A 25,711-nucleotide genomic window follows, 5' to 3' on the forward strand; every position below is an offset into this window, starting at 1 on the left:
CCTCGGGCGCGACGCTGACCCTGGTGGTGAACGCGACGGTGACGGCGACGACGGGCAACGTGACGAACACGGCGGCGGGCACCAGCACGACGCCCGACAGCAACCCGAACAACAACACGGCGACGGTGGTCACGGGGGTGAGCGCCAGCGCCGACCTGGTGGTGAGCAAGGTGGCGTCCAGCGCCAACGGCACGGCAGGCGCGACGATCAGCTACACGGTGACGCTGGTGAACCTGGGCCCGAGCGCGGCGCAGAACGTGACCCTGACCGACGTGATGAGCGCGGGCCTGAGCCTGATCAGCGCCAGCAGCACGGGCGGCAACGGCACGGCGACGGTGGGCGGAGCCAGCGCGGCGGCCACGGCCACGACACTGGCCTCGGGCGCGACGCTGACCCTGGTGGTGAACGCGACGGTGACGGCGACGACGGGCAACGTGACGAACACGGCGGCGGGCACCAGCACGACGCCCGACAGCAACCCGAACAACAACACGGCGACGGTGGTCACCAGTGTCGTAGCCGCAGACATGTCCACGACCTTCTCGGGTTTCCCCGCGAGCGCACCGGTGGGCAGCGTGGTGGGCGGAACGGTGAGCTTCGTGAACGTGAGCGCGAACACGGCGGTGAATCCGACGGTGACCCTGCAGCTGACGCCTGGGCTGGGTGCGGGCAAGGTGACGGTGACCAGCGTGGTGCTGGGCGTGGGGACATACAACAATGCGACGGGGGTGGTGACGTTTGCTAACCCTGTACCGTCCAGCCTGGTGGCTGGGGGCACGATCAGCGCTTCGGTGAGCTACCTGCAAACCAGCACGGTGGTGACGGGCACGGGTACCAGCAAAGCGACCAACGACACCAATCCGGCGAACAACACGGCGACCTTCAGCGTGTCGAGCACGGCAGTGGCCGACATACAGGTGACCTTGAGCGTGCCGTCCGCCGCGACGGCGGGTAGCACGGTGACGGGCACCGTGACCTTTGCAAACAACGGACCGAGCGCGGCGAGCAATGTGGGTGGCACGGTGAGCGTGGCCGGAGGCACGGTAACGGCGCTGACCAGTGGTACGGTCAATAACGGGGTCGGCTCCAGTGTGGTCACCAGCAGCTTGGGTGCGGGCAGCAGCGTGAGCTACACCTTCACCTACGTGGTGCCGGCCAGCGGTGTGGTGACGAGCACGGCGGTGGTGACCAGCACCACGCCCGACAGCAACCTGGCGAACAACACCGCCAGCGGAATCACGGCGATCAGCAGCCTGGCGGATGTGAGCGTGACGCTGGTGGTCCCCGCCACATCGGCACCGGGCAGCACGGTCACAGCCACTGTTACCGTTCTCAACCTCGGACCGAGCGCCGCAGCGAATGTCACGGCCACCCTCACATTGCCGGGCGGCTCTCAAACCACTGTATTGACGTTGTCGAGCCTGCCCGCAGGCAGCTCCACCGTGACGGTGGTTGCTTACAGCATCCCCGCGTCGCAGACGGCCAGCTCTTCCCTGACCTGGAAGGCCAACGTCGACACGACGACGCCGGAATCGACGAAGGCCAACAACACGGCCACGGCATCGCTCACGGTGGCCACGGTCAACAATGCTTCCCTGTCGGGCCGCGTCTGGCTCGATGCCAACAGCGACAAGCTGTACACGCCCAAGGTCGATCTCGACTTGGCGGGCTGGCATGTCGAGCTGCTGCTCAACGGGGCGGTTGTCGGAAATGCAATCACGGGTGCCGACGGCTCGTACACGATCATCAACCAGGTCCCCGGCAGCGGCTATGCCGTGCGCTTCAAGAATCCGGCGGGCCAGGTCATCGTGTCCACGCCGTTCAACCAGACGACGACCCTGGCTTCGGGCAACTCTTCCACGGGAACGACCACATCGGTGATCGGCTCTTCGACGGTGGTGATTGGTGGCTCGATCAGCAACGTCACGCTGTACGCCGGGGACAACGTCAAGGAACAAAACCTGCCGATCGATCCGAGCGGCATCGTCTATGACGCCGTGTCGCGCAAACCGGTGGCCGGGGCCGTCGTGACGCTGATCGGCCCCGATGGGAACCCCGTGCCGGGCAACCAGCTGCTGCAGGGCGCTTCATCGATGACGACCGATGCGTCGGGTATCTACCAGTTCGATCTGCTGCCGTCAGCGCCCAACGGAAGCTACAAGCTCGGCATCACGCCGCCGGACGGCTACAGCGCCACGCCTGCCGCCCAAGGGGGGGTTGCCCAGCCGGGAGGCACTTACACGCCGCCCACCAATGTCGCGCTGGTGTCGATCCAGCCGAATGCCACAGCGCCTGCGGCCAATGTCACCGGGGGCGGTGCGGTCGGTGCGGTGGGAACGCAGTATTTCCTGATGTTCAACCTGACAGTTCAGGGGGGTAGCCCGTCGGCGGGCGTGATCCACAACCATATTCCGCTCGATCCACTGGCTTCCGGGGCCATCCTGGTGAACAAGACCGGCAACAAGACCGTGGCCGAAGTGGGCGACTCGGTGCAGTACACCATCCGCATGCGCAACACCACGAGCCGGCCCATCGCGGGTGTGACGCTGGAAGACCTGCTGCCCGCAGGCTTCCGCTACATCCTGGAAACGGCCCGCCTGAACAACGCCGTCCTGGCGAATCCGGCCGGAGGCGTGGGACGCGCATTGACCTTCACCATTGGCACGATCCCGGCCAACACGGTCTATGAGCTGACCTACTTCGTCCGCTTGGGCGTGGGTTCGCAGCAAGGCGATGGCATCAACCGCGCCACCGCCGCCTTCCCCGGGGCCAATGCCGCACCCGTCCGCTCGAACACGGCGCTGTTCAAGGTCACTGTCCAGGGCGGTGTGTTCAGCAACGAGGGCTGCATCGTCGGCAAGGTCTACATGGATTGCGACGGCAACTTCGTCCAGGGCAACGACGGCGGCTCGCGCGAGCTGGGCATCCCCGGCGTGCGCCTGGTCATGCTGGACGGCACCTACATCGTGACGGACAACGAAGGCAAGTACAGCCTGTGCGGCGTGAAGCCGCAGACGCATGTGATCAAGGTCGATCGCACGACCCTGCCTAAGGGCGCGCGCCTGGTGCCCTCCAGCAACCGCAACGCCGGCGTTGGCGACAGCATCTTCGTGGACATGAAGGGTGGCGAAATGCACCGGGCCGACTTCATCGAGGGTTCCTGCAGCCCCGAAGTGATGGACCAGGTGAAGGCGCGGCGCGCCCAAGGCGGCCCCTCGCTGCCCGAACATGAAAAAGGCATGCCCCTGAAACTTGACAATCGCTCTTCGCCAGGGTTGCAGATCCTGCCCGCGGCACGCCAGATGGGCAGCACCCCTGTGGACACGGGAGTGATCCGACCATGAAGCCGATCAAACCCGGAACCCCAGGTGCTTCGCTGCCACACCTGACCCCGGTGGCCCTGGCCATGGCGCTCATGCAGGGGATGGCCATGGCCCAGCCCGCGCAGAACACGACCAGTGCCGATGTTCCCGATGCCACCAGCCTGTTCGAGACGGGCGGGCAGCAGGGAATCGGCCCACGCCCCTTTACCTCGTTCTTCGAGCGGCTGTCGACTCCGGTGGACAAGATCCTCATCAAGGTGGCCGGCAACAACCTGTCCGCCGACGGCGTGACGGGCACCGACGTCAACCTGCAACTGCTCGATGGCAAAGGCATGCCCCTTGCAGTCGATGTGGATGTGACGATCGAAGTGGATGGCGGAGCCCGCATCCTGCTGCCTGGCCGGAAGACCTCGGAGTCGGGGGCGGATCGCGGCGACATCGACCGCATCCAGCCCGGTATCCAGTACACCGTCAAGAACGGCGCGCTGGCGTTCAAGCTGATCGCGCCCTACAAGCCTGACCCCGTGACCCTGAAGGTGTCGGTCAAGGGCGTGGTGGAAAAAGTGATCGTGCGCTACGTGCCCGATCTGCGCGAGATGCTGGCAGTCGGCCTGGTCGAGGGCCGCCTGCGGTCGGACAAGTTCGACCCGCGCGTCATCGTACCCGTGCGCGAGAACGATGGCTTCGACAACGAACTGCGCGGCTTCACCAAGGACTTCAACGGCGGCCGCACCAACCTCGGCGCGCGCGCGGCCATGTACCTCAAGGGCAAGGTCAAGGGTGACTACCTGCTCACGCTGGCCTATGACTCCGACAAGGACACCCGCAAGATCCTGTTCCAGGACGTCGATCCGAACGCGTTCTACCCGGTGTATGGCGACTCCAGCGTGCGCGGGGTGGACGCGCAGAGTTCGGGCAAGCTGTACGTGCGCATCGACAACAAGCTCAGCTACCTGCTGTACGGCGACTTCACCACGATCGACGCCAATCCGGCGCGCTCGCTGAGCCAGTACAGCCGTTCACTGTCGGGCCTGCGCGCCCACTACGAAGAAGGCCGCATCACCGGCAACGCCTTCCTGGCGCAGCAGACGTCGCGCCAGGTGATCGACGAATTCCCCGCTCGCGGCGTGTCCGGGCCGTACTCCGTGTCCAATCCCAATGGGGTCACGGGCTCGGAGAAGGTCGAGATCGTCGTGCGCGACCGCAACCAGACCTCGCTGATTCTCAAGACCACGGCACTGACCCGCAACGCCGACTACGAGTTCGAGCCGTTCAGCGGGCAGATCCTGTTCAAGTCACCGGTGCCGAGCTACGACGACCAGCTCAACCCGGTGTCCATCCGCGTCACCTATGAAGTGGACCAGGGCGGCGAGAAGTTCCTCGTCTACGGCGGCGATGCGCGCCTGAAGCTGTCGGATGTGCTCTCGGTGGGCGTGTCGATGGCCAAGGACCGGAATCCTGCCGCGCCCTACGAGATCACGGGCGCCAACCTCCATCTGAAGCTGAGCCAGCATACCGAGGTCATCGCCGAGGTGGCGCACACCAACAGCGTGGTCAACACCAATGCGAGCGGCTACAACGCCAACACCAGCAGCAACTTCATCAACCGCAGCGGCGAGATGACGGGCAGTGCCGCGCGGGTGGAGGTTCGCCACTCGGACGAGGACATGCGCCTGCGCGGCTATGCGGTGCGCGCCACCGATGGCTTCAACAACACGGCGGGCGGCATCACCGGCGGCCGCAGCGAATATGGCGCCTCGGGTGCTTACAAGGTCAACCGCCGACTCACGCTCAACGGCGAGTACATCCACTCCGAGGATGACATCGCCGATACCCGCCGGGACGCCTCCTCGGTCGGGGCCGACCTCAAGCTCAGCGATCGCCTCACCGTCGGCGGCGGCGTGCGGCGCGTCTCGCAGAATGCCGCGAGCCTGACCTCGCTCACTGGCAACACGTGCTCCAGCGGCACGGGGGGCGGTAGCTCGGGCTACAACAACGGTTACGGCATCAATCAGCAGGGCAACCAGCAGATCGATCCGGCCACCGGCCAGCCCGTGGTCTGCTCGCCGACGACGCTCTCGGCCACCACCACGGCCCCGGTCGGGCTGGACCGCACCTCGCTCTATGGGCGCGCCACGTACCGCCTGACCGACACCGTGATGCTGTCGGGAGAGCTGCAGCGCGAGTTTGGCACCGACAGCACCACCTTGTACCGCCTGGGCGCCGACTGGCAGGTGGCCGAGAAGACGCGGCTGTATTCACGCCTCGAGCATTCCCGAAGCTGGGGCGGCGCCTACGGGCTGGGGGTCGGCGCGGCCTCCGACTCGTTCGCCATGGGCATCGACACGCAGTACATGCAGGACGGCTCGCTGTTCAGCGAGTACCGCCTGCTCGACGGCGACAGCGGCAAGACCGTGCAGGCGGCCCTGGGCCTGCGCAATGGCTGGCGACTGGCCGAGGGCCTGCGCATGCTCACCAGCGTCGAGCGCGTCACCGGCCCCACCGGCAACGCCTCCGCGGCCGGTGTCGGGCTCGAATACACGGCCAGCGAGCTGTGGAAGGGCTCGGGCCGGATGGAGTGGCGCCAGGACGCGAACAACACCAACTGGCTGCTCACGCTGGGCCTGGCCCGCAAGCTGGACAGCGACTGGACCATGCTGGCGCGCGACTATGCCAACCTGGTGCAGCCGCGCACGGCCGCGGGCAGCAACAAGCGCCAGAACCGGTTCCAGGTCGGCTTTGCCTACCGGCCGGTGGACAACAACAAGTTCGATGCGCTGGGCCTGTACGAGCGCAAGGTCGACAACGATCTGTCGGCCGGCACCGACAGCCGCACCGACATCATCAGCCTGCGCACCAACTACCACCCCAGCCGGCCCTGGTGGCTGTCGGGGCGCTATGCCTACAAGCAGGTCAACGAGCTGCTGCTCGGCACGGTCAACGACAGCTACCGGGCGCAGCTGTTCGGTGCTCGGGTCACCTACGACATCACCAACCGCTGGTCGATCGGGGCCCTGTTCAGCGTGCTGCAGGGGCAGGGCGGCGCGCGCCAGTACGCCTACGGCCTGGAGGCGGGCTATGTCCTGATGGACAACCTGCTCGTCACCGTGGGCTACAACTGGCGCGGCTTCAGCGACAAGGACCTGACCGCCAGCGACTACACCAACCGCGGCTGGGTTCTGGGCGTACGCTACAAGTTCGACGAAGACCTGTTCCGCAAGAACGATCCCACCGTGAACAAGACCCTGAATCCCACCGCGGCACCTGCCCAACCCTGACGAGGCCTGCCATGAACAAGCTGTTTTCAATGACTCTGGTGGCGGCGCTGCTCCTGTCCGGGTGTTCCTTTCCCGCCGCCCGCACGGAAGCCCCCGGGCCTTCGGCCGCGGCCACCGGCCTGTACCCGCCGCCGGCCCGCATCACCGATTCGCGCATCCTGGCCGACCGGCAGACGCTGGATCAGGTGCAGCAGCGCCTGCGCAAGCTCAACGAGGCCGGTGTGCCGCAGAACAACTACCCGCTGGCCAAGGCCCAGTGCTGGCTCGATACGGCCAAGACCCAGTACCACGAGAACGACCGCACGGGGTACATCGAGGAATCGCTGACCGAGTCGGTCAAGATCATCCAGGCCCTGGAGGCCGACAAGAACGCCCGGGCCGGCTACGACACGCCGCTGGTGGCGCGCAGCACGAAGCTGCGCGACGATCTGTGGGCCCAGCTCGCGGGCTACAAGGACAAGGAGTCCACGCTGGCCTGCACCGCGCGCACCGTCGCCTGCGCCGAAGTGCGCCTGGTTCGGGCCGGCCATGCCGAGCAGCAGACGGGCTGGCGCCAGGCCACGGTCCATGTGCAGATGGTGGAAGACGCCCTGCGGCGCGCCAGCGCCGAGGCGGCCAGCTGCCCGCAGCCCGCGTCCGCGGCCCCGGCGGTGCGTGCCGCGCCGGCTGCCGCCGCGGCTGTGGCCGCCGCAGCCCAGCCGGCAGGCGGCGTCACGAAGGAAACCTTCATCATTCTGGCCGACACCCTGTTCCGCTTCGACAAGTCGGGGCGTGACGAGATGCTGCCCGGCGGGCTGCAGCGCCTGGCCCTGATCGCGGATCGGCTCAAGGCCTACAAGTCCATCGAGTCGATCGCCATCGTGGGCCACAGCGACCGGCTGGGCAGCGACGAGTACAACGACAAGCTGTCCCAGACCCGCGCCGACACGGTCAAGGCCCAGCTCGAATCCCTGGGCATCAAGGCAGCCAGCGTGAAGGCCAAGGGCGTGGGCAAGCGCGAGCCGGTCACCAAGGACTGCAGCGAGAAGTCGTCGCGCGAAGAGCAGATCCAGTGCCTGCAGCCGGATCGCCGCGTCACGATCGAAGTCTCCGGCGTGGTTCGCTAGGCGGCGCGCTTCGAGGCCAAGGCCCGCCGCCCGCCACGATGTTCTGGCGGGGGCGGCCGGTCCGGCGGGCTGCAGCCCGCGATGCGCCATTCGGGCGCCGGTGGTATGGTCTGTGGCCATGGATGCACTCACCTCCCTTCCGGCGCGCTTCACCCTCTACTCGGGGCCGCTCAGCATGTTCGGCGCCAAGGCGCAGATCGCCGCGCTGGAGAAGGGCCTCGAGTTCAACCTCGTCATGGTGCCGTTCGACTGGGCGCAGGGCTACACGCCCAAGCATCCCGAGGTGCTGCGCATCAACCCCAAGCGCCAGGTACCGGTGCTGGTGCATGGCGATCTCGAAATTTTCGATTCGACGCAGATCTTCGAATACCTGGAAGACCTGCAACCTCATCCCTCGTTGTGGCCGCGCGATCCGCAGGCCCGCGCCCGTGCGCGGTTGCTAGAGCATCGTTCGGACGAGGTGTATTTCCCGCACGTGGTGCGCCTGATGGGTTTGCAGCAGAACCTGCAGGACGAAGCGGCCTTGGCCGCCATTGCCGCGGCCACGCGCTATTACGCCGAGATGGACCTACTGCTTGCGCGCTCGGTTTACCTGGCCGGCGCCGACTACGGTTTTGCCGACATCGCGTTCTACATGGCCGCGCTGTTCGGCGAGCGCCAAAGCGCGCCTGTGACGCCGGCCACACCCCATCTGCTGGCCTGGCGCGAACGCCTGACGCAGCGGCCCGCAGTACGTGCCGTGGCGGGCGCCATGGCAGCCTGGCTCGCGAGCGTGGGGCGCCCGGTGCCGGCCTTTCTGCGCGGGACGTTCTGACGCGGCTTGCGCTCAGTCCGGCAGCACCGCCGTCACCTCGATCTCGACCTTGGCGCGCTCTTCCATCAGCGCAGAGACCTCCACGCAGGTCATGGCCGGGAAATGGCGACCCATCACCTCGCGGTAGGCGGCGCCCAGCTCCGGCAGGCGGCTGTTGTACTCCACCCGGTCGGTGACGTACCAGGTCATGCGCACCATGTGCTCGGGGCCGGCGCCGGCCTCGCGCAGCACGGCCGCCACGTTGCGCAGCGTCTGCGCGGTCTGGGCGATGAAGTCGTCGGACTCGAATTGCTGCTGCGCATTCCAGCCGATCTGGCCGCCCACAAAAACCAGGGTGCCGCGCGCGGCGATGCCATTGGCGTAGCCCTTGGGCGCGGCCCAGCCGGGTGGCTGCAAAAGTGTTCTCATCAATCTCTCTCCCAGGATGGGGGTCAAAGCTGGCGCAGCCGGAAACGCTGCAGCTTGCCGGTCTCGGTGCGCGGCAGGCTGGCCACGAACTCGATCTCGCGCGGGTACTTGAAGGGGGCGATGGACGCTTTCACGTGGTCCTGCAGTGCCTTGACCAGGGCGGCGTCGCCGGTATGGCCCGGCTTGAGCACGCAGAACGCCTTGACGATCATGCCGCGCTCCTCGTCGGGCTTGCCGATCACGCCGCACTCGGCCACGGCCGGGTGCTTGAGGAGGGCGTCCTCCACCTCGGGGCCGCCCACGTTGTAGCCGGCCGTGATGATCATGTCGTCGGCGCGCGCCTGGTAGAAGAAATAGCCGTCGGCATCCTGCAGGAAGGCGTCGCCGGGGTAGTTCCAGCCGTCCTTCACGTAGTTTGCCTGGCGCGGGTCGTCCAGGTACTTGCAGCCGGTCGGCCCGACCACCGCGAGCTTGCCGATCGTGCCGCGCGGCACTTCGCGGCCCTCGTCGTCCACCACCTTCGCAGTGTAGCCGGGCACCACCTTGCCGATGGCGCCGCGCCGCACCTCGCTGCCGGCGGAGGAGATGAAGATGTGGAACATCTCGGTGGCGCCGATGCCGTCCAGCATCTCGAGGCCGGTGGCCTCCTTCCAGAGCTGGCGTGTGGCGTCGGGCAGGCCTTCGCCGGCGCTCACGCAGGTGCGCAGCGTTGGCGTGCCTGCCTGTTTGGCGAACGGCGCCATCTGCCGGTAGAAGGTCGGTGCGGTGTAGACCGTGGTGGCCCCCACCTCGTTGATCAGCCGCACCATGGCCTCGGGCGTGTAGGGAATGTCGGGGAAGTAGACCGAGGCGCCGGCCCACATCGGAAACACCAGCAGCCCGCCCAGCCCGAAGGTGAAGGCCAGCGGCGGCGAGCCCATCACGATGTCCTCGGGCGTGGCGCGCAGCACGTGGCGCGGCCAGGCCTCGCAGGCGGCCAGCACGTCGCGGTGGGTGTGAACGGCTGCTTTGGGCTTGCCGGTGGTGCCCGAGGTGAAGGCCATCATCGCGATGTCGTCGGCCGCCGTGGGGCAGGCGGTGAAGCCGCCTTCCTTTTGCGCCGCCCGCATCGCCAGCGAGCCCGGCTCGTTCATCAGGTTGAAGGGCACGATGGTCTGCAGCACCGGGCTCTGGCGCTGCGCCAGTTGCAGCTCTTCGAGCAGCTTGCCGTCGCACAGCGCCACCGTGGGCCGGGCCTTGTCGATGATGTCGGTCAGCTCGCGCGCGCGCAGCAGCGGCATGGTGGCCACGGCCACCAGCCCGGCCTTCACCACCGCCAGCCAGGCCAGCGCCATGCCGATGGAGTTGCCGCCGCGCAGCAGCACGCGGTTGCCGGGCACCAGGCCCAGGTCTTCCACCAACACGCGGGCGATGCGGTCCACGCGCTCGCGCGCATCGGCGTAGCTCAGCGTGATCTTCGGCGAGCGCAGCATCGGCCGCTCGGCCCAGCCCTTGTGCGCGGCCTGGTCCAGCAGTTGCTCCACTGCGTTAATGTGCGGCGGGAGTTGCAGCTCCGGTAGGTCGTAGCGCAGCTGCGGCCACTGCTCGCGCGGCGGCAGGCGGTCGTGGACGAAGCGATCGGGCTGAGCGGACATGGAACTACCCCTGCAAAACAGACTTGCCGATGATGAGCTGTTGGACTTCGGTCGCACCCTCGTAGATGCGCAGCGAGCGGATGTCGCGGTACAGGCTCTCGACCTTGGTGCCGACCTTCACGCCCAGGCCGCCGTGCATCTGCAGCGCCATGTCGATCACGCGCTGGGCGTTCTCGGTGGCGGTCATCTTGGCCATGGCGGCTTCGGCCGTCACGCGCACGCCGCCGTGCTTCTCGCCCTCGTCGCGCAGCCAGGCCGCGCGGTAGGTCAGCAGAGCGGCGGCGTCCACCAGCGCGGCCATTTCGCCGAGCTTGGCCTGGGTGAGCTGGAAGTCAGCGAGCGTCTGGCCGAACATGCGGCGCTGCCTGGCGTGCGCCACCGCTTCGGCCAGCGCGCGCCGCGCGAAGCCGAGCGCCGCGCCGGCTACCGAGGCGCGGAAGATGTCCAGCGTCTGCATCGCGAGCTTGAAGCCGCCGTTGAGCGCGCCGAGCTGCGCGGCGGCGGGCACGCGGCATTGGTTGAACTGGAGCGTGGCCAGCGGGTGCGGCGCCATCACGGCAATGTGCTCCGAGCTGTCCAGGCCCGGCGTGTCGGCGTCGACGATGAAGGCCGTGATGCCGCGCGTGCCGGCCGCCGGCTCGGTCTTGGCGAACACGCAGTAGAAATCGGCGATGCCGCCGTTGCTGATCCAGGTTTTGCTGCCGTTCAGAAGAAATGTGCCAGAGGTCCGCGCGGAGTGGTCGTTTTCAGCTATTGTTTTCATAGCGCCCGCATCGGAGCCGGCGTCCGGCTCGCTCAGCGCGAAGGCCGCGATCTTGTGGCCCTCGGCCACCGCCGGCAGGTAGGCCTGCTGCTGGGCCGGCGTGCCGGCCAGCGTGATGGCGCCGCTGCCCAGGCCCTGCATGGCGAAGGCGAAGTCGGCCAGCGGCGAGTGGTAGGCCAGCGTCTCGCGTAGGATCACCAGGGCGCGCGAGTCCAGCCGCTGCAGCGCGCCGCCGTGCGCGGCCGGCACGCAGTAGCGCAGCCAGCCGGCGTCGCCCAGGCGGCGCACCCATTCGCGGCAGGCCGCGCGGTCGTCACGTTCATCCACGTCCTGCGTGGGCGCCCAGGCCACGAGCTGCTGCGCCAGCGCGCGGTGGGCCGGCTCGAAGAAGGGCAGCGCCAGATGCGCCGTGGAGGGTGGGGCGGGTGGGTGCATCGCTTCAGTCTCCGCCGAACACCGGCTTGCGTTTGGCCGCAAAGGCCTCGAAGGCGCGGGTGAAGTCCTGCGTCTGCATGCAGATGGCCTGGGCCTGGGCCTCGGCCTCGATGGCCTGGTCGATGGTCATGGCCCATTCCTGGGCCAGCATGGTCTTGGTCATGCCGTGGGCGAAGGTCGGGCCCTCGGCCAGCTCGCGCGCCATGGCCTGGGCCTTGCCGAGCAGCTCGGCGCCTTCGTGCAGTGCGTTGAAGAAGCCCCAGGCCAGGCCTTCCTGCGCCGTCATGGCGCGGCCGGTGAACAGCAGCTCCGAGGCGCGGCCCTGGCCGATCACGCGCGGCAGCAGGGCGCAGGCGCCCATGTCGGCACCGGCCAAGCCGACGCGGGTGAACAGGAAGGCGGTCTTGGTGGCGGCCGTGCCGTAGCGCAGGTCGCAGGCCAATGCCATCATCGCGCCCGCGCCGGCGCAGATACCGTCGATCGCGCCGATGACGGGCTGCGGGCAGCCGCGCATGGCTTTCACGAGGTCGCCCGTCATGCGGGTGAACTCCAGCAGCTCGGGCATGCTCATCTTCGTGAGCGGGCCGATGATCTCGTGCACGTCGCCGCCCGAGCAGAAGTTGCCGCCCGCGCCGGTGACGACCACGGCCTTGACGTCGGTGGCGTGGCGCAGCGCGTTGAACAGGTCGCGCAGCTCGGCGTAGGAGTCGAAGGTCAGCGGGTTCTTGCGCTCGGGCCGGTTCAGCGTGATGGTGCCGACGCCGGCCTCGAACTGCCAGGCGAAATGCCGCGCGGCATAGCCGGCCTGGGCGTCGAACTGGGCGCGCATCGGGTTGCCTGCGCCAATGTAGTGTTTCATGCGGTCTCCGTGGAAGGGTCTTGGGGAGGGCGCTGGGCGTGGTCTTTCACCTTGCCCAGCAGTTTGTGCAGGCTGGCGATGTCCTTGCTGCCCAGGGCGGCGAAGGCGTCGACGATCCAGCTCTCATGCTGCTGGGCCATCTCGTTGAACAGCTGGCGGCCCTGGGGGGTGAGGCGCACGCGGTAGGCGCGGCGGTCGCCGGCCACCTCGACGCGCTCGACCTGGCCCTCGGCCACCAATTGGTCGGTGATGCCGGTGATGTTGCCGCCGGTGACCATCATGCGGCGCGACAGCTCGTTCATCTTCAGGCCCTCGGGCGCGCGCTCGAGCTGGGCCATCAGGTCGAAGCGCGGCAGCGTGGTGTCGAACTGCTCGCGCAGGCCGGCGCGCACCTGCTTCTCGATCAGCTGCGTGCAGGTCAGCAGGCGCAGCCACAGGCGCAGGGCCTCGGGGTGTTCGCTGTGGGCGCGGGCTTCCAGGTCCATGGTCAGTGCTCCTCGTCGGTTGCTATTGTTTTCATAGCATCCAATGACCGCTGCACCTGGACATCGGCCTGTTTTTGCTTGGAAATCTCGCGGTAGAGCTGGTCGCGCCCGCTCAGGTACTGGCGCGGCCAGTCGACGGCGCGGCTGCCCAGCCGGGCGGCTTCGTGCAGCGTCCAGGCCGGGTCGGCCAGGTGCGGCCGCGCGATGGCGCAGAGGTCGGCGCGGCCGGCCGCGATGATGCTGTTGGCGTGGTCGGCCTCGCTGATGGCGCCCACGGCGATGGTGCGGATGCCCACCTCGTTGCGGATGCGGTCGGAGAACGGCGTCTGGTACATGCGGCCATAGACCGGCTTGGCCGCGCGCGTGGTCTGGCCCGAGGAGACGTCGATGAAGTCGCAGCCCGCTGCCTGGAACAGCCGCGCCACCTGGACCGCGTCGTCGGCCGTGTGGCCGCCCGGCGCCCAGTCGTGGGCCGAGATGCGCACGCTCATGGGCCGGTCCTCGGGCCAGGTTGCGCGCATCGCTGCGAACACCTCCAGCGGAAAGCGGCAGCGGTTTTCGAGGCTGCCGCCGTAGTCGTCGGTGCGCAGGTTGGTCAGCGGCGTGATGAAGGCCGACAGCAGGTAGCCGTGGGCGCAGTGCAGCTCCAGCCAGTCGAAGCCGGCGCCGGCGGCGCGGCGTGTGGCATCGACGAAGGCCTGCTTCATCTGGTCCATGTCCGCGCGTGTCATGGCCTGAGGCGTCTGGTTCTGTTCGCCATAGGGCAGGGCGCTGGCGGACAGCAGGGGCCAATTCGGCGCTTCATCAGGGCGCCCGCTGGGCGCGGGCAGTGGCTCGTCCGTGCCTTCCCAGCCGAGCTGGGTCGAGCCCTTGGGGCCGCTGTGGCCGAGCTGCAGGCCGATCCTGGCGCTGCTCTGGCCATGCACGAAATCGACGATGCGCCGGAAGGCCGTGGCCTGCGCGTCGTTCCACAGGCCGGGGCAGCCCGGGGTGATGCGGCCCTCGGGGGTCGGGCTGGTCATCTCCACGAACACCAGGGCCGCGCCGCCGAGCGCGCGGGCGCCCAGGTGCACGAGATGGAAGTCCTGCGGCACGCCGTCCACCGCGCTGTAGGTGGCCATGGGCGAGACGACGATGCGGTTCTTGAGTTCGAGCCCGCGCACCTTGAGCGGCGTCAGCATCGGCGGCACGGGATGGCCCCCGCGCGGCGCGGCGCGGCCCGCCAGCCAGGCCTCGTAGCCTTCGAGCCACTTCGCATCGCGCAGGCGCAGGTTCTCGTGGCTGATGCGCTGGCTGCGCGTGAGCAGCGAGTAGGCGAACTGCTCGATCTCCATGCCGCTGTAGCGCGTGACGTTCTCGAACCACTCGGTGGAGTTGCGCGCGGCGTTCTGGATCTTGAGCACTTCCACGCTGCGGCGGGCCTCGTAGCCGGCCAGCACCGCGTCCATGCCGCCGGCGCCGGCGCCGCCGAACTCGTTCGCGAGGTCGATTGCATCCTCCAGCGCCAGCTTGGTTCCCGAGCCGATGGAGAAATGCGCGGTGTGGGCCGCGTCGCCCATCAGCACGAAGGGCACGTCCCGGCCCTGGATGCGCTCGCGGTGGACCCAGGTCTTGCACACCACGCGCGGGAAGCGGATCCAGATGGCCGAGCCGCGCAGGTGCGTGGCGTTGCTGATGAGCTTGTGCCCGTCCAGGTAGTTCGCGAACAGGCGTTCGCAAAAGGCGATGGCCTCCTCCTGCGGCATCGTGTCGAGCCCGTGGGCCTGCCAGACGGCCTCCGGGGTTTCCACGATGAAGGTGGAGGTGTCGTCATCGAACTTGTAGGCATGGGCCTGGAACCAGCCGTGCTCGGTCTGCTCGAAGGCAAAGGTGAAGGCGTCAAAGGTCTTGCGCGTGCCGAGCCAGACGAAGCGGCACTGACGCAGGTCCACATCGGGCTGGTAGGTGGCGGCGTAGCGGTTGCGGATGCGGCTGTTCAGGCCGTCGCTCGCGATCACGAGGTCGGCCTCGTACTGCGCGGCCAGCGCCTGGTCGTCCGTCACGTCGGTTTCGAACACCAGCTCCACCCCGAGCGCCAGGCAGCGCTCCTGCAGGATGTTGAGCAGCTTCTTGCGCCCGATGCCGCAGAAGCCGTGGCCGCCCGAGCGCACGCTGCGGCCCTTGAAGAACACCTCGATGTCGTCCCAGTGGTTGAAGGCATCGCCGATCAGCCGGGCCGTGGGGGCGTCGGCGGCCTGCAGGTTGCCCAGCGTCTGGTCGCTCAGCACCACACCCCAGCCAAAGGTGTCGAAGGGCCGGTTGCGCTCCACCACGACGACACGATGGGCCGGGTCCTGCTGCTTCATCAGCAGCGCGAAGTACAGGCCGGCCGGGCCGCCGCCCACGCAAAGGATATTCATGGTGAAATAGTTTAGACCTAAACAAATTATTGTCAATCGTCGCAATCACGGGGAATTCCTGGGGCCGGTTGACGGCCAGGGCGACAGCCACAAGAATTTACCCATGCAAAACCTCATTCCCAAAGTCGAATTGCAATTGGCTGCGCTGCCCGTGCCGGTGTCGCTGAAGCTGCCCGGGGGGCGGCGCCTCGGGTCCGGGGATACGGCCGTCACCCTGTCGTTTTCCGAATGGACCAGCCTGGCGCGGCTGGCGGCCGGGCAGATCGGCGCCGTGGGCGAAGACTATGTCGAGGGCCGGCTGGAGATCGAGGGCAGCATGCGCGACCTGATGGCCGCCGCCGCCGGCCTGCTGCCGGGCAACCCGGTGAACAGCGACACCCACTGGTGGGCCCACATGATGCACCGCGCCAAGTCGCTGGCGGCGCACACGCGCGAGCGGGACGCCGCGCAGATCCAGTTCCACTACGACGTCTCGGACGACTTCTACGCGCTCTGGCTGGACCCGCGCCAGGTGTATTCCTGCGCCTACTACCGAGAGGCCGGCATGACGCTGGCGCAGGCGCAGGAAGCCAAGCTCGACCATGTCTGCCGCAAGCTGCTGCTGCAGCCCGGCGAGCGCTTCCTGGACATCGGCGCCGGTTGGGGCGGCCTGCTGCTGTGGGCGGCCGAGCACTACGGGGTGGACGCGACCGGTATCACGCTGTCGAAGAACCAGCATGCCCATGTGAGCCGCCTGATCGAGGAGAAGGGCCTGGCAGGGCGCGTGCGCATGGAACTGCGCGACTACCGCGAACTCGACGAGTCCCAGCCCTACGACAAGGTGTCCTCGGTCGGCATGTTCGAGCATGTGGGGCGCGCCAACATGGCCGCCTACTTCGGCAAGATCGGCCGACTGCTCCGGCCCGGCGGGCTGGTGATGAACCACGGCATCACCGCCGGCGGGCCGGACAACAACCAGCTCGGCGGCGGCATGGGCGACTTCATCGAGAAATACATCTTTCCCGGCGGCGAACTGCTGCACGTGAGCCACGTGCTGAAGGACATGGCGCTGGCCGGCATCGAGATGGTGGACACCGAGAACCTGCGGCCGCACTATGCGCGCACGCTGTGGGCCTGGTCGGACGCGCTGGAGGCGCAACTGGCCGAAGCGCACGAGGTGCTGCTGCGCACGGCCGGCGAGCGCGCCGAGAAAATCCTGCGTGCCTACCGCCTGTACCTGTCGGGCTGCGCCATGAGCTTCGAGCGCGGATGGATCTCGCTGCACCAGATCCTCGCGACGAAACCCGATGGCCGGGTCGACAGCGGCACGCTGCGGGGTGCACAATCACTTTACCCGTTCAACAGAACTTACATGTACAGGTGACGGCGATGTTGTACAAATTCAAATCCAAGGTGGCAGGCGACCTCATCATGCTCGAAGCCAACGGGCGGCGCGTGCTGGACATCATCGGCAAGGACGGCGGGCCCCAGGGCATCATCCTGCCCGAGCAGATGGGCCCCGCGATCGCGGCGCTGGAGGCCGCCATCGCCAAGGAAGAGGCGGCCAAGAAGCATCCGCCCCCGCCCGACCCGAACGCCGCGGCCGAGGGCCATGCGCCCACCGACAGCATCTCGCTGCGCCAGCGCGCCATGCCGTTCATCGACATGCTGCGCGTGTGCCAGGCCGAGGGCCGGGAAGTCGTCTGGGGGGTGTAGGGCAGGCCTTAATCCACCCGGGCCCCGGAGGCCTTGACCACCTGGGCCCATTTCCGGTGCTCGCTGTCGATCAGCCGGGCAAACTCCTGCGGCGTGTTGCCGCTGGGAATGGCGCCCTGGGCCAGCAGCTTTTCCTTCATGGCCGGCGTGCCCAGCGACCTGGCCACCTCGTGCTGGATGCGGCTCACGATCTCGGGCGGGGTGCCGGCCGGCGCCAGCAGGCCGAACCAGGAACTGGCCTCGAAACCCTTGAGCGCCGGGCCGCCGGCTTCCTCCACCGTGGGCACGTCGGGCAGCGCCGCCGAGCGCTGCGCGCTGGTCACGGCCAGCGCCTTGAGCCGGCCGGACTTGATCTGCTGCATCGACGAGGGCAGGTTGTCGAACATCACGTCCATGTTGCCCGCCACCATGTCGAGCAGCGCCGGGCCGGAGCCGCGGTAGGGAAAGTGCACGAGGTAGGTGCCGGTCATGGTCTTGAACAGCTCGCCGGCCAGGTGGATCGAGGTGCCATTGCCGCTGGAGGCCATGTTGAGCTTGCCGGGGTGGGCCTTGGCGTACTGGATGAAATCAGCCACGTTGTGGATGCCCATGGCCTTGGCCTTGTCGGCATTCATCTCCATCACGTTGGGCACGGCGGCCACCAGCGTGACGGGCACGAAGTCCTTGATCGGGTCGTAGGGCAGCTTGTCGTACAGCGCACGGTTGATGCCGTGCGTGCCCACCGTGCCCATGAGCAGGGTGTAGCCGTCGCCGGGCGACTTGGCCACCACCTCGGTGCCGATGTTGCCGCCCGCGCCGGCGCGGTTGTCCACGATGAATTGCTGGCCGAAGGCCTTGGACAGTTCGGGCGCCATGGCGCGCGCCAGGATGTCGGTGGTGCCGCCGGCCGCGAACGGCACCACGATGCGCACCGGCTTGGTGGGCCAGGCGGCCTGGGCCCAGGCCTGGGGCGCTGCAAAGTTCATGGCTGCCGTTGCGCACACGGCAAGGGCCAGGCGGCGTTTTTTCCTGAAATCCAGCGTCACGGGGATGTCTCCTTGCCAAAGGCGGGCTGGCGGGCGCGCAGCGGCGCCCGCCATGTCCTCCGTTGTAATGCAATCCGGCTACCGGCGTGGGCGGGATAACCCCAGGCCTCCGATTAGTAACGTTCGTTACTATATGGGCCGAAACGCCCCGCGCGCGGGCGCCACCGAGGTGCTGCCATGGATGCTCTCTATACCCTCTCGCCGGATGGCCGGACCCATGTGTTCGACATGAACCGCCAGCCCTGGCAGGCCACGGCCAATGCGGGCCTGTGGCTCAAGCCGGTGCGCCACGACGACGCGCTCGGCCACTTCCTCGGCCTGGTGCGCTTCGACGCCTTCGTGCGCAGCGGCCTGCACCAGCACCAGGGCGTGGCCACCAGCTTCGTGATCGAGGGCGGCCTCACCGATCACCACGGCGCCATCGGCCTGCACGAGGCCGGCATCAACGTGAAAGGATCGACCCACGACGCCATTGCCTACCGGCCCACGGTGCTGGTGTCCCGGCTCGAAGGGCCGGTCACCTACCCGCCGTCCAGCGACATCAGCGGCGTGCACGCGGGTTCGCGCCATGAGGCCTTCCGCAACCCCGACCCCGACGTGCCGCCGGAGATCAACGTGCCGGTGGACGAGATGCCGATCCAGGAGACCGGTATCTTCGGCGTGCGTCGGCAGAGGGTGTTCGACTACGCGGGCACCGGCACCGACCGGCGCATGGTTCAGCTCACGCTGCGTCCGGAATGCGCGCTGGCCTTCGAGACGCCTCACCTGACCGAGTTCTGGGTGCGCGGCGGCCTGCTGCAGGTGAACGGCCAGGCCGCGCATGCCAACTGCTTCGTGGTCTGCGAGCCTGGCGCCCGGGTGGAGATGGCCTCGCCCTTCGGCGCGCTGCTGCTGGGCTGGGCCGAGGGCCGCGAGCGCGGCGCGGGCAACCTCTTCGGTTTCTAGCGAGAGAGCGCTCAGGCCGGGTCGGACTGCTGCACGGCGGCGATCAGCTTGTCCAGCGTCACGTTCATGCGCTCGAGCTCGGCGGCGCTGACGCCGGCGAACAGCTCGGCCTCGCGCACCTTGGCCTGGGTGCCGATCCGCGCGAACAGGCGCTTGCCCTGCGGGCTCAGGTAGAGGCGGCTGCGCCGCTGGTCGGCGGGGTCGTCCTGCCGCTGCAGCCGCTCGTGGCGGTGCAGTCCGGCCAGCGTGCGGCTTACCGACATCTTGTCCAGCCCGGTGATGTCGGCCACCTCGGTGGCCGACACGCCCGGGTGCGAGGCCAGCACCACCATCACCCGCCATTCGTTGAGCGACAGATGGTGCTGCTTGCTCACGCCCGCGTGGAACGGCCGCGCGGTCAGGTTGACCACGCGCACCAGCTTGAAGAACAGCGAGGAATCGACAGGAAGTTGCTCGGTGGGCATGGCTCGACTGTAAGCGGGCCTTGGCGCCCGCGCGCCGAAAACCTCGCGGTCTCTCAGGCCTTGCGGCTGGCAGCCACGATCTGCTCGATCTTGCCGATGAAGGCCGGCTGGATCTGCGCCTTCCAGCGCGCGTAGGTGCGGCGGGTCGCCGTCTGCCAGGCTTCGATCTCGGGCGGCGTCGGCACGTGCACGTTCACGCCCAGCGCGCTCACGGCCTGCACGTCGTCGGCGAACAGCTTGCGCACGATGGCGATCTGCTGCTTTGCCGCGTCCTGCGCGGCCTCGCGCACGATTTTCTGGTCGGCCGGCGTCCAGCCGGCCCACACCGGGGCAGCGATCGCGTACAGCAGGATGTCGTTGCTGTAGTTCCACTTGGTCACGTACTTCTGGCCCAGGGTGTTGACCTTGGCCGCGAGGAACACCTCCAGCGGGTTCTCCTGCGCGTCCACCGCGCCCGAGGCCAGGGCCGGCTGGGCGTCGGCCCAGCTCATGAAGGTGGGGTTGCCGCCCATGCTGCTCATGATCTCGCCGTACATCGGGCTGCCGACCACCCGCACCTTGATGCCCTTGAGGTCGTCGGGTTTGATGATCGGGTGCTTGCTGTTGCTGATCTGGCGGTAGCCGGTCTCGCCCACGGCCAGTGGCTCGGCGCCGGCCTTGCGCACCATGCTGAAGTACTCGGCCATCAGCGGCGCGTTGTTGATCACCGCGTCATAGGCCTTGTGGTCGGGCAGCAGGAAGGGCAGCGTGAACGCCGAGAGTTCGCGCACCGTGCCGCTCCAGTTGATGGGCGCGCCGCACAGCACGTCGATGATGCCCTGGCGCATGGCCGAGAACTCGCGGTCCTGCTGGCCCTGCACCAGCGAGGCGCCCGGGTACTGCTTGATGTTGATGCGGCCGCTGGTGCGCTCGCGCACCAGGTTGGCGAAGATCTCGCCGCCCTTGCCCCAGGCGAAGGCCGGCGGCACGACGGTGCTCATCTTGTACTCCGCCTTGTAGGCATTCTGCGCGAATGCGTAGCGCGGCAGCGCGACGGAGGCCACGGACGCGGTGGCCAGCTGGATCAGGGAACGCCTTTTCATCTTGAGTCTCCTTCGCAAAAATCAGTAGCCCAGGTGGCGCGGCAACCACAGCGCGAGCTCGGGGTAGAAGAACACGGCCATGATCATCACGAGGAAGCTCACGATGAACCACAGCACCCAGGGGATGGTGCTTTCCATGCCGACACCGGCCATGCGGCAGCTCACCATCAGGTTGATCGCCATGGGCGGCGTGAACTGCGCCTTGGCCACCACCAGGGTGAGCAGCACGCCGAACCACACCAGGTCCCACTGGAAGGCCAGGGCCACCGGGTACAGCAGCGGCACGAAGATCATGAAGATCGACACCCCGTCGATGAACATGCTCACCACCAGCAGGGCCAGCAGCACCAGCGCCAGCGTGCCCCGGCTGCCCAGGCCCGCGGCCTTGACCCACTGCGCGATCGGATCGGCCACGCCCAGGGTGTTGATGGCATAGCTGAAGATGCCGGCGGCGCCCAGGATCAGCATGATCACGGCCGAGATTTCCGCCGCCTCGCGGAAGATCGGGTAGAGGTCGCGCCAGCCGATGCTGCGATGCACCACCAGGCCCACGAACAGGCCGTAGGCCACGGCCGCCACCGCGGCCTCGGTCGGGGTGAACCAGCCCAGCCGCATGCCGCCCAGGATCAGGAAGGGCGCGGCCAGGCCCCAGGACGCGTCGCGCAGCGAGGCCCAGAACGGCGGGCGCGCCAGGGTGGCCTCGGCGGCGCCGAAGCCATGGCGGCGCGACAGCCAGATGGCCGGCGCGATCAGCGCGATGCCGGCCATCACGCCCGGGATCATGCCGGCGGCGAACAGCGCCGGCACCGAGGCGCCCGGCACCAGCACGCTGTAGACGATGAAGGCGATGCTCGGCGGAATCAGGATGTCGGTGGCCGCGGCCGCGCCCACCACCGTGGCCGAGAACGGGGCCGGGTAGCCGGCGCGCGACATCGCGGCAATCATCACGCCGCCCACCGCCGCGGCATTGGCCGGGCCCGAGCCGCTGATGCCGCCCAGCACCATCGCCACCAGGATCGCCACCGTGGGCAGCATGCCCGGGCCGCGGCCGACGCAGGCGATTGCGAAGGTCACCATGCGCTGGGCCACGCCCGAGCGGTCGAAGATCGAGCCCACCAGCACGAACATCGGCAGCGCCAGTAGCGGGTACTTGCCGATCGACGAGTACATGTTCTGCGGCCCCGCGAGCAGGCCGAACCACTGGGCATCGGCGTTGGCCCAGGCAATCGACACCAGGCCGCTCAGTGCCAGACCCATGGCGATGGGCACGCCCATGAGCATCAGCACCAGGAACGACAGCAGCAGGAAGGCGGCGATCATGCGTCGCCTCCAGCGTCGGCCGCGCGAAGCGTGCGCACGAAGGCGCCGAAGGCGCGCGCCGAGATCGCCAGGCACAGCGGCGGAATCACCGCGCCGTACCACCACAGCGGCACGCCCAGGCCCATCGAGGTTTCGCTGAACTGGTACTGGTCCCAGACCCAGCGCGCGAACAGCGCCGCCAGCAGCAGGAACACCGCGCTCGAGGCCAGCGCGGCGAACAGCTTCAGGCCGCGCCGCGGCACCTCGGTGCCCTCGGCCGTGCGCCGGTTGAACAGGAACTCGATGCGGATGTGGCTGTCGCGCCCGGCGACGGCACTGGCGCCGGCCAGCGCCATCAGCACCATCAGGAACACCGAGATCTCCTCGGTCCAGGCGAAGGAGTCGTCGGTGAAGTAGCGCGTGATCACGTTGAGCAGGGTGATCACCACCAGCAGCGCCAGGCTGGCGACGGCGATGCATTCCTCGATCTGCACGCCGAGCCGTGGTTTGTGGCGCGTCATGCCAGCATCTCCCGGGCCGTTGCCACGATCTGGTCGGCCGATACCCGCGACTGCGCCTCCAGCACCGGCGCGTAGCCCACCGGGATGCGCGGCGCGCCCAGGCGCCGGACCCGGCAGCCGGTGGCTTCGGCCGCGCTGGCCGCGATCTCGGCGCCGAAGCCCGCGGCCTGCACCGCCTCGTGCACCACCAGCAGCCGGCCGCTGCGCGCGCAGGCGCCAAGCACCGTCTCGCGGTCCCAGGGCCAGAGCGTGCGCAGGTCGATCAGCCCGGCGTGGATGCCCTGGCGCGCGAGCTGCGCGCAGGCCTCCTCGCAGACCAGGGCCTGCCGGCTCCAGCTCACCAGCGTGAGGTCGCCGCCTTCGCGCCGCACCGCGGCCCGGCCCAGCGGCACGGCCAGCGATTCATCGACCTCGCCCGGCTGGCCCCACAGCGTCTTGTGTTCCATGTAGACCACGGGGTCGCCGCACTGCAGCGCGGCGCGCAGCAGCGAATGGTTGTCCTGCGCGGTGGACGGGCAGACCACCGTGAGGCCCGGCAGGTGGGCGAACCAGGCCTCCAGCGACTGCGAATGCTGCGCCGCCGACGAGTCCCAGATGCCGATGGGCAGGCGGGCCACCAGCGGCACGCGGCCCTGGCCGCCGAACATGAAGCGGTTCTTGGCGGCCTGGTTCACCAGCTCGTCCAGGCCGCACAGCGCGAAATCGACCACCCGCATCTCCACCACCGGGCGCAGGCCGGCCAGCGCCATGCCAACGCCGGCGCCCATGATGGCGGCCTCGCTGATCGGGGTGTCGATCACGCGCTGCGCGCCGAAGCGCTGCTGCAGCCCCTGGTACTGGCCGAAGATGCCGCCGCGGCCGACATCCTCGCCGAGCACCACCACGTGGGTGTCGGCCTCCATCTCGCGCTGCACCGCGAGCGCGGCGGCTTGCGCATAGCTCAGCGTGCGCAGCGCGGTGTCGCCAGCCGGGGAAGGTTTCAATGCCATTGGCCGGCTCCGGTGGTCTGGACATCGGTGAAGGCCTGGTCCGCCGTAGGCCAGGGCGCCGCCTCGGCCGCGGCCAGCGCCGCCGCGACTTCCTGTTCGGCTTGCGCGTCGATGGCATTCCACACCCGCTCATCGGGCTCCAGCGCCAGGCAGCGCCGGCGCGCGCGGGCGATCGGGTCGGTCTGCAGCGCGGCCTGCAGTTCGGCCGGATCGCGGTAGCCGGCCAGGTCCACCGACACATGGCCCTTGACGCGGTAGGTCAGGGCCTGCAGCAGGCGGGGCCCGGCCCCGCCGCGGACCTCGGCCACCAGCCGGCCGGCGGCCTCATGCACCGCCTGCACGTCGTTGCCGTCCACCTGCAGGGTGGGCAGGCCCAGGCTGTGCGCACGCGCCGAGGCGCCCGGGCCCGATGTCATCGGGCCGCTGGCCGTGGTGGCGCTCCAGCGGTTGTCCTCGCAGACGAACAGCACGGGCAGCCGGTAGGCGCCGGCCCAGTTGAGTGCTTCGAGGAACGGGCCCCGGTTGATCGCGCCGTCGCCGAAGAAGCAGACGGTGATGGCATCGCGCCCCTGCAGCTTCTGCGCGTGGGCGGCGCCCACCGCGATCGGCAGTCCCGCGGCCACCACGCCGTTGGCGCCCAGCATGCCGACCGAAAAGTCGGCGATGTGCATCGAGCCGCCTTTGCCGCCGTTGAAGCCCGTGGCGCGGCCGAACAGCTCGCCCATCATGCGGCCGAGGTCGGCGCCCTTGGCCAGCGTGTGGCCGTGGCCACGGTGGGTGGAGGTGAGATAGTCTTCGCGCCGCAGGTGCGCGCAGGCCCCGGCGGGGACGGCCTCCTGGCCGGTGGACAGGTGCAGCGGCCCGCGCACCCGCGCCGTGCCGTCGGCCGCCTTGCCATAGGCGCTGACGCCGCCCTGGCTGGCCGCCTCGGCCGCGTTCTCGAAGGCCCGGATGCGCACCATCATGCGGTACAGCCCGGTCATCACCTGGAGTTCAGTCGCCACGTCCACGCAAGCCCCATGCACCCGCGAGGGCGGATGCCGCGGCCAAATGGTAACGAACGTTACCAACTGGGGCTTGGGGGTTAACCCGGGTCGCGCCCAAAGAAAAAGCCGCCAGGCCCGAAGGCCGTGGCGGCTGTGCGCAAGCGCGGGTGGGGCTCAGTCGGCGTAGACGCCGGCTGCCTTGATGATCGGGCTCCACTTGGCGATCTCGGCGGCCACGAATTTCTTGTGTTCAGCCGGCTCGGTGCGCTTGTCGTTCACGACCACGGCGCCCAGACCCTCTTCCTTCTTGATGAATTCGGGGTCCTTCAGTGCGGCCTTGAGCGCGTCGTTGAGCTTCTTGAGCACCTCGGGCGGCGTGCCCTTGGGGGCGTACAGGCCGTGCCAGATCGTGACCTGGAAGTTCTTCACACCGGTCTCGTCCAGCGTGGGCAGGTCCTTCAGCGCCGGGGTGGTCAGGCGCTTGGACGTCGTTACCGCGAAGGCCTTGACCTTCTTGGCTTCGATCTGGCTGGTGGTGTTGGTGGTCTGGTCGCACATCAGGTCGATCTGGCCGCCGATCAGGTCGGTCATGGCCGGCGCCGTGCCCTTGTAGGGGACCGTGGTCATTTCGGTCTGGATCGCGCTCTGGTAGAGCAGGCCGCACAGGTGCGAGGCCGAGCCCACGCCCGCGTTGCCCAGGTTGATCTTGCCCTTGTTCTGGGCGATCCAGGCGGTGAGCTCCTTGTAGTTGCTGGCGGGCAGGCCGGGCTTGCCGATCAGCGTCATGGGCACGTCATTGATCATGCCCAGGTACTCGAAGTCGCTCTCGACCTTGAACGGCAGGTTGCGCACCAGGCCGGGCATGGTGGACATGGCGATGTGGTTGACCAGCAGCGTGTAGCCGTCGGGCGAGGCCTTGGCCACCTTGTTGGCGCCGATCGAGCTGCCGGCGCCAGCGGAGTTGTCGATCACGACGTTGGCGCCCAGGGGCTTGCGCATGGCTTCGGCCAGGTCGCGTGCCACACGGTCGGTCGGGCCGCCGGCAGCAAAGGGCACCACGATGGTGATGGGCCTGTCCTTGGCGGGAAAGTCGGCAGCTTGGGCGCCGAAGGCGGCGGCCACCAGTGCGAGGGTCAGCAGTTTCTTCATAAGTACTCCTTGCTCCTTGGATGAGTGGTCGGATCGTAGCCGCCAATTTGTG

At 68.4% G+C, this 25,711-nt stretch carries 21 protein-coding genes; 7 read left to right on the forward strand and 14 right to left on the reverse strand.

Features of this window, described 5'->3' with window-relative positions; translation table 11 throughout:
• The first annotated feature begins 137 nt into the window (after positions 1-137).
• The 4 genes from MMF98_RS16005 (at position 138) to MMF98_RS16020 (ending at position 8,521) form a co-directional block, all read left to right on the forward strand.
• Positions 138-3,344 carry a CARDB domain-containing protein gene (locus tag MMF98_RS16005; RefSeq protein ID WP_243307640.1) on the forward strand — a complete coding sequence of 1,069 codons (3,207 nt, stop codon included), beginning with the start codon at positions 138-140 and terminating at the stop codon, positions 3,342-3,344.
• Positions 3,341-6,601 carry a hypothetical protein gene (locus MMF98_RS16010; RefSeq protein ID WP_243307642.1) on the forward strand — a complete coding sequence of 1,087 codons (3,261 nt, stop codon included), beginning with the start codon at positions 3,341-3,343 and terminating at the stop codon, positions 6,599-6,601. The genes MMF98_RS16005 and MMF98_RS16010 overlap by 4 nt, the downstream gene beginning before the upstream one ends.
• Positions 6,602-6,612: 11 nt before the next feature.
• The gene (locus MMF98_RS16015) at positions 6,613-7,707 is read left to right on the forward strand and encodes an OmpA family protein (RefSeq protein ID WP_243307644.1); all 1,095 of its coding nucleotides are present in this window, start codon (positions 6,613-6,615) and stop codon (positions 7,705-7,707) included.
• 118 nt (positions 7,708-7,825) lie between these two features.
• Positions 7,826-8,521, forward strand: coding sequence for a glutathione S-transferase family protein (locus tag MMF98_RS16020; RefSeq protein ID WP_243307645.1), 696 nt, complete (start codon positions 7,826-7,828; stop codon positions 8,519-8,521).
• Positions 8,522-8,533: 12 nt separating this feature from the next.
• Here MMF98_RS16020 and MMF98_RS16025 read toward each other — a convergent pair whose 3' ends face one another.
• From MMF98_RS16025 to MMF98_RS16050, 6 genes are read right to left on the reverse strand one after another with little or no spacing between them, the layout of a single operon-like run.
• On the reverse strand, positions 8,534-8,929 hold the full coding sequence (locus MMF98_RS16025) for a RidA family protein (RefSeq protein WP_243307647.1): 396 nt from the start codon (positions 8,927-8,929) through the stop codon (positions 8,534-8,536).
• A 23-nt stretch (positions 8,930-8,952) separates the two neighbouring features.
• Positions 8,953-10,563: an AMP-binding protein gene (locus MMF98_RS16030; RefSeq protein WP_243307649.1), complete on the reverse strand. Its 1,611-nt coding sequence runs from the start codon at positions 10,561-10,563 to the stop codon at positions 8,953-8,955.
• Positions 10,564-10,567: 4 nt separating this feature from the next.
• Complete coding sequence (locus tag MMF98_RS16035) at positions 10,568-11,761, reverse strand: acyl-CoA dehydrogenase family protein (protein WP_243307651.1); 1,194 nt, start codon at positions 11,759-11,761, stop codon at positions 10,568-10,570.
• A 4-nt stretch (positions 11,762-11,765) separates the two neighbouring features.
• Positions 11,766-12,620, reverse strand: coding sequence for an enoyl-CoA hydratase family protein (locus MMF98_RS16040; protein ID WP_243307653.1), 855 nt, complete (start codon positions 12,618-12,620; stop codon positions 11,766-11,768).
• On the reverse strand, positions 12,617-13,105 hold the full coding sequence (locus MMF98_RS16045) for a MarR family winged helix-turn-helix transcriptional regulator (protein ID WP_243307654.1): 489 nt from the start codon (positions 13,103-13,105) through the stop codon (positions 12,617-12,619). Before MMF98_RS16045 ends, MMF98_RS16040 begins: the two co-directional genes overlap by 4 nt.
• Positions 13,106-13,107: 2 nt before the next feature.
• The gene (locus MMF98_RS16050; RefSeq protein ID WP_243307656.1) at positions 13,108-15,504 is read right to left on the reverse strand and encodes a bifunctional salicylyl-CoA 5-hydroxylase/oxidoreductase; all 2,397 of its coding nucleotides are present in this window, start codon (positions 15,502-15,504) and stop codon (positions 13,108-13,110) included.
• 103 nt (positions 15,505-15,607) lie between these two features.
• Between MMF98_RS16050 and MMF98_RS16055 the strand changes: the two genes are divergently transcribed.
• Both MMF98_RS16055 and MMF98_RS16060 read left to right on the forward strand, forming a co-directional pair.
• Positions 15,608-16,867, forward strand: coding sequence for a class I SAM-dependent methyltransferase (locus MMF98_RS16055; RefSeq protein ID WP_243307658.1), 1,260 nt, complete (start codon positions 15,608-15,610; stop codon positions 16,865-16,867).
• Between the two features lie 5 nt (positions 16,868-16,872).
• On the forward strand, positions 16,873-17,199 hold the full coding sequence (locus MMF98_RS16060; RefSeq protein ID WP_243307660.1) for a DUF1840 domain-containing protein: 327 nt from the start codon (positions 16,873-16,875) through the stop codon (positions 17,197-17,199).
• Positions 17,200-17,207: 8 nt separating this feature from the next.
• Here MMF98_RS16060 and MMF98_RS16065 read toward each other — a convergent pair whose 3' ends face one another.
• Positions 17,208-18,164 (reverse strand): Bug family tripartite tricarboxylate transporter substrate binding protein, encoded by a 957-nt coding sequence (locus MMF98_RS16065; RefSeq protein WP_243308642.1) that lies wholly within the window; start codon positions 18,162-18,164, stop codon positions 17,208-17,210.
• Between the two features lie 237 nt (positions 18,165-18,401).
• Between MMF98_RS16065 and MMF98_RS16070 the strand changes: the two genes are divergently transcribed.
• Positions 18,402-19,169 carry a cupin domain-containing protein gene (locus tag MMF98_RS16070; protein ID WP_243307661.1) on the forward strand — a complete coding sequence of 256 codons (768 nt, stop codon included), beginning with the start codon at positions 18,402-18,404 and terminating at the stop codon, positions 19,167-19,169.
• 11 nt (positions 19,170-19,180) lie between these two features.
• Here the strand turns inward: MMF98_RS16070 and MMF98_RS16075 are convergent, their stop codons facing one another.
• The 7 genes from MMF98_RS16075 to MMF98_RS16105 all read right to left on the reverse strand — a co-directional run bounded on the left by MMF98_RS16075 (position 19,181) and on the right by MMF98_RS16105 (position 25,659).
• Positions 19,181-19,633: a MarR family winged helix-turn-helix transcriptional regulator gene (locus MMF98_RS16075; protein ID WP_243307662.1), complete on the reverse strand. Its 453-nt coding sequence runs from the start codon at positions 19,631-19,633 to the stop codon at positions 19,181-19,183.
• Positions 19,634-19,686: 53 nt separating this feature from the next.
• A complete protein-coding gene (dctP, locus tag MMF98_RS16080) occupies positions 19,687-20,715 on the reverse strand; it encodes a TRAP transporter substrate-binding protein DctP (RefSeq protein ID WP_243307663.1) in 1,029 nt (342 codons plus the stop codon).
• Between the two features lie 21 nt (positions 20,716-20,736).
• Entirely contained in the window at positions 20,737-22,035 is a 1,299-nt protein-coding gene (locus tag MMF98_RS16085) for a TRAP transporter large permease (protein WP_243307664.1), read from the reverse strand.
• Positions 22,032-22,535, reverse strand: coding sequence for a TRAP transporter small permease (locus tag MMF98_RS16090; RefSeq protein WP_243307665.1), 504 nt, complete (start codon positions 22,533-22,535; stop codon positions 22,032-22,034). Before MMF98_RS16090 ends, MMF98_RS16085 begins: the two co-directional genes overlap by 4 nt.
• Entirely contained in the window at positions 22,532-23,524 is a 993-nt protein-coding gene (locus tag MMF98_RS16095; RefSeq protein ID WP_243307666.1) for an alpha-ketoacid dehydrogenase subunit beta, read from the reverse strand. The genes MMF98_RS16090 and MMF98_RS16095 overlap by 4 nt, the downstream gene beginning before the upstream one ends.
• Positions 23,515-24,507, reverse strand: coding sequence for a thiamine pyrophosphate-dependent dehydrogenase E1 component subunit alpha (locus MMF98_RS16100; RefSeq protein ID WP_243308643.1), 993 nt, complete (start codon positions 24,505-24,507; stop codon positions 23,515-23,517). Before MMF98_RS16100 ends, MMF98_RS16095 begins: the two co-directional genes overlap by 10 nt.
• A gap of 177 nt (positions 24,508-24,684) precedes the next feature.
• Positions 24,685-25,659 carry a tripartite tricarboxylate transporter substrate-binding protein gene (locus MMF98_RS16105; protein ID WP_243307667.1) on the reverse strand — a complete coding sequence of 325 codons (975 nt, stop codon included), beginning with the start codon at positions 25,657-25,659 and terminating at the stop codon, positions 24,685-24,687.
• Between the last annotated feature and the right edge of the window lie 52 nt (positions 25,660-25,711).

The sequence above is a fragment of the Variovorax terrae genome (assembly GCF_022809125.1).
In the GTDB taxonomy this organism is placed as follows: Bacteria; Pseudomonadota; Gammaproteobacteria; order Burkholderiales; family Burkholderiaceae_C; genus Variovorax_A; species Variovorax_A terrae.

Bases quoted from the DNA above. Each gene is read 5' to 3' on its own strand.
- MMF98_RS16010 (WP_243307642.1), top strand. From the start codon at position 3,341: ATGAAGCCGATCAAACCCGGAACCCCAGGTGCTTCGCTGCCACACCTG.
- MMF98_RS16015 (WP_243307644.1), top strand. From the start codon at position 6,613: ATGAACAAGCTGTTTTCAATGACTCTGGTGGCGGCGCTGCTCCTGTCC.
- MMF98_RS16020 (WP_243307645.1), top strand. From the start codon at position 7,826: ATGGATGCACTCACCTCCCTTCCGGCGCGCTTCACCCTCTACTCGGGG.
- MMF98_RS16025 (WP_243307647.1), bottom strand. From the start codon at position 8,929: ATGAGAACACTTTTGCAGCCACCCGGCTGGGCCGCGCCCAAGGGCTAC.
- MMF98_RS16030 (WP_243307649.1), bottom strand. From the start codon at position 10,563: ATGTCCGCTCAGCCCGATCGCTTCGTCCACGACCGCCTGCCGCCGCGC.
- MMF98_RS16035 (WP_243307651.1), bottom strand. From the start codon at position 11,761: ATGCACCCACCCGCCCCACCCTCCACGGCGCATCTGGCGCTGCCCTTC.
- MMF98_RS16040 (WP_243307653.1), bottom strand. From the start codon at position 12,620: ATGAAACACTACATTGGCGCAGGCAACCCGATGCGCGCCCAGTTCGAC.
- MMF98_RS16045 (WP_243307654.1), bottom strand. From the start codon at position 13,105: ATGGACCTGGAAGCCCGCGCCCACAGCGAACACCCCGAGGCCCTGCGC.
- MMF98_RS16050 (WP_243307656.1), bottom strand. From the start codon at position 15,504: ATGAATATCCTTTGCGTGGGCGGCGGCCCGGCCGGCCTGTACTTCGCG.
- MMF98_RS16055 (WP_243307658.1), top strand. From the start codon at position 15,608: ATGCAAAACCTCATTCCCAAAGTCGAATTGCAATTGGCTGCGCTGCCC.
- MMF98_RS16060 (WP_243307660.1), top strand. From the start codon at position 16,873: ATGTTGTACAAATTCAAATCCAAGGTGGCAGGCGACCTCATCATGCTC.
- MMF98_RS16065 (WP_243308642.1), bottom strand. From the start codon at position 18,164: ATGAACTTTGCAGCGCCCCAGGCCTGGGCCCAGGCCGCCTGGCCCACC.
- MMF98_RS16070 (WP_243307661.1), top strand. From the start codon at position 18,402: ATGGATGCTCTCTATACCCTCTCGCCGGATGGCCGGACCCATGTGTTC.
- MMF98_RS16075 (WP_243307662.1), bottom strand. From the start codon at position 19,633: ATGCCCACCGAGCAACTTCCTGTCGATTCCTCGCTGTTCTTCAAGCTG.
- dctP (WP_243307663.1), bottom strand. From the start codon at position 20,715: ATGAAAAGGCGTTCCCTGATCCAGCTGGCCACCGCGTCCGTGGCCTCC.
- MMF98_RS16085 (WP_243307664.1), bottom strand. From the start codon at position 22,035: ATGATCGCCGCCTTCCTGCTGCTGTCGTTCCTGGTGCTGATGCTCATG.
- MMF98_RS16090 (WP_243307665.1), bottom strand. From the start codon at position 22,535: ATGACGCGCCACAAACCACGGCTCGGCGTGCAGATCGAGGAATGCATC.
- MMF98_RS16095 (WP_243307666.1), bottom strand. From the start codon at position 23,524: ATGGCATTGAAACCTTCCCCGGCTGGCGACACCGCGCTGCGCACGCTG.
- MMF98_RS16100 (WP_243308643.1), bottom strand. From the start codon at position 24,507: ATGACCGGGCTGTACCGCATGATGGTGCGCATCCGGGCCTTCGAGAAC.
- MMF98_RS16105 (WP_243307667.1), bottom strand. From the start codon at position 25,659: ATGAAGAAACTGCTGACCCTCGCACTGGTGGCCGCCGCCTTCGGCGCC.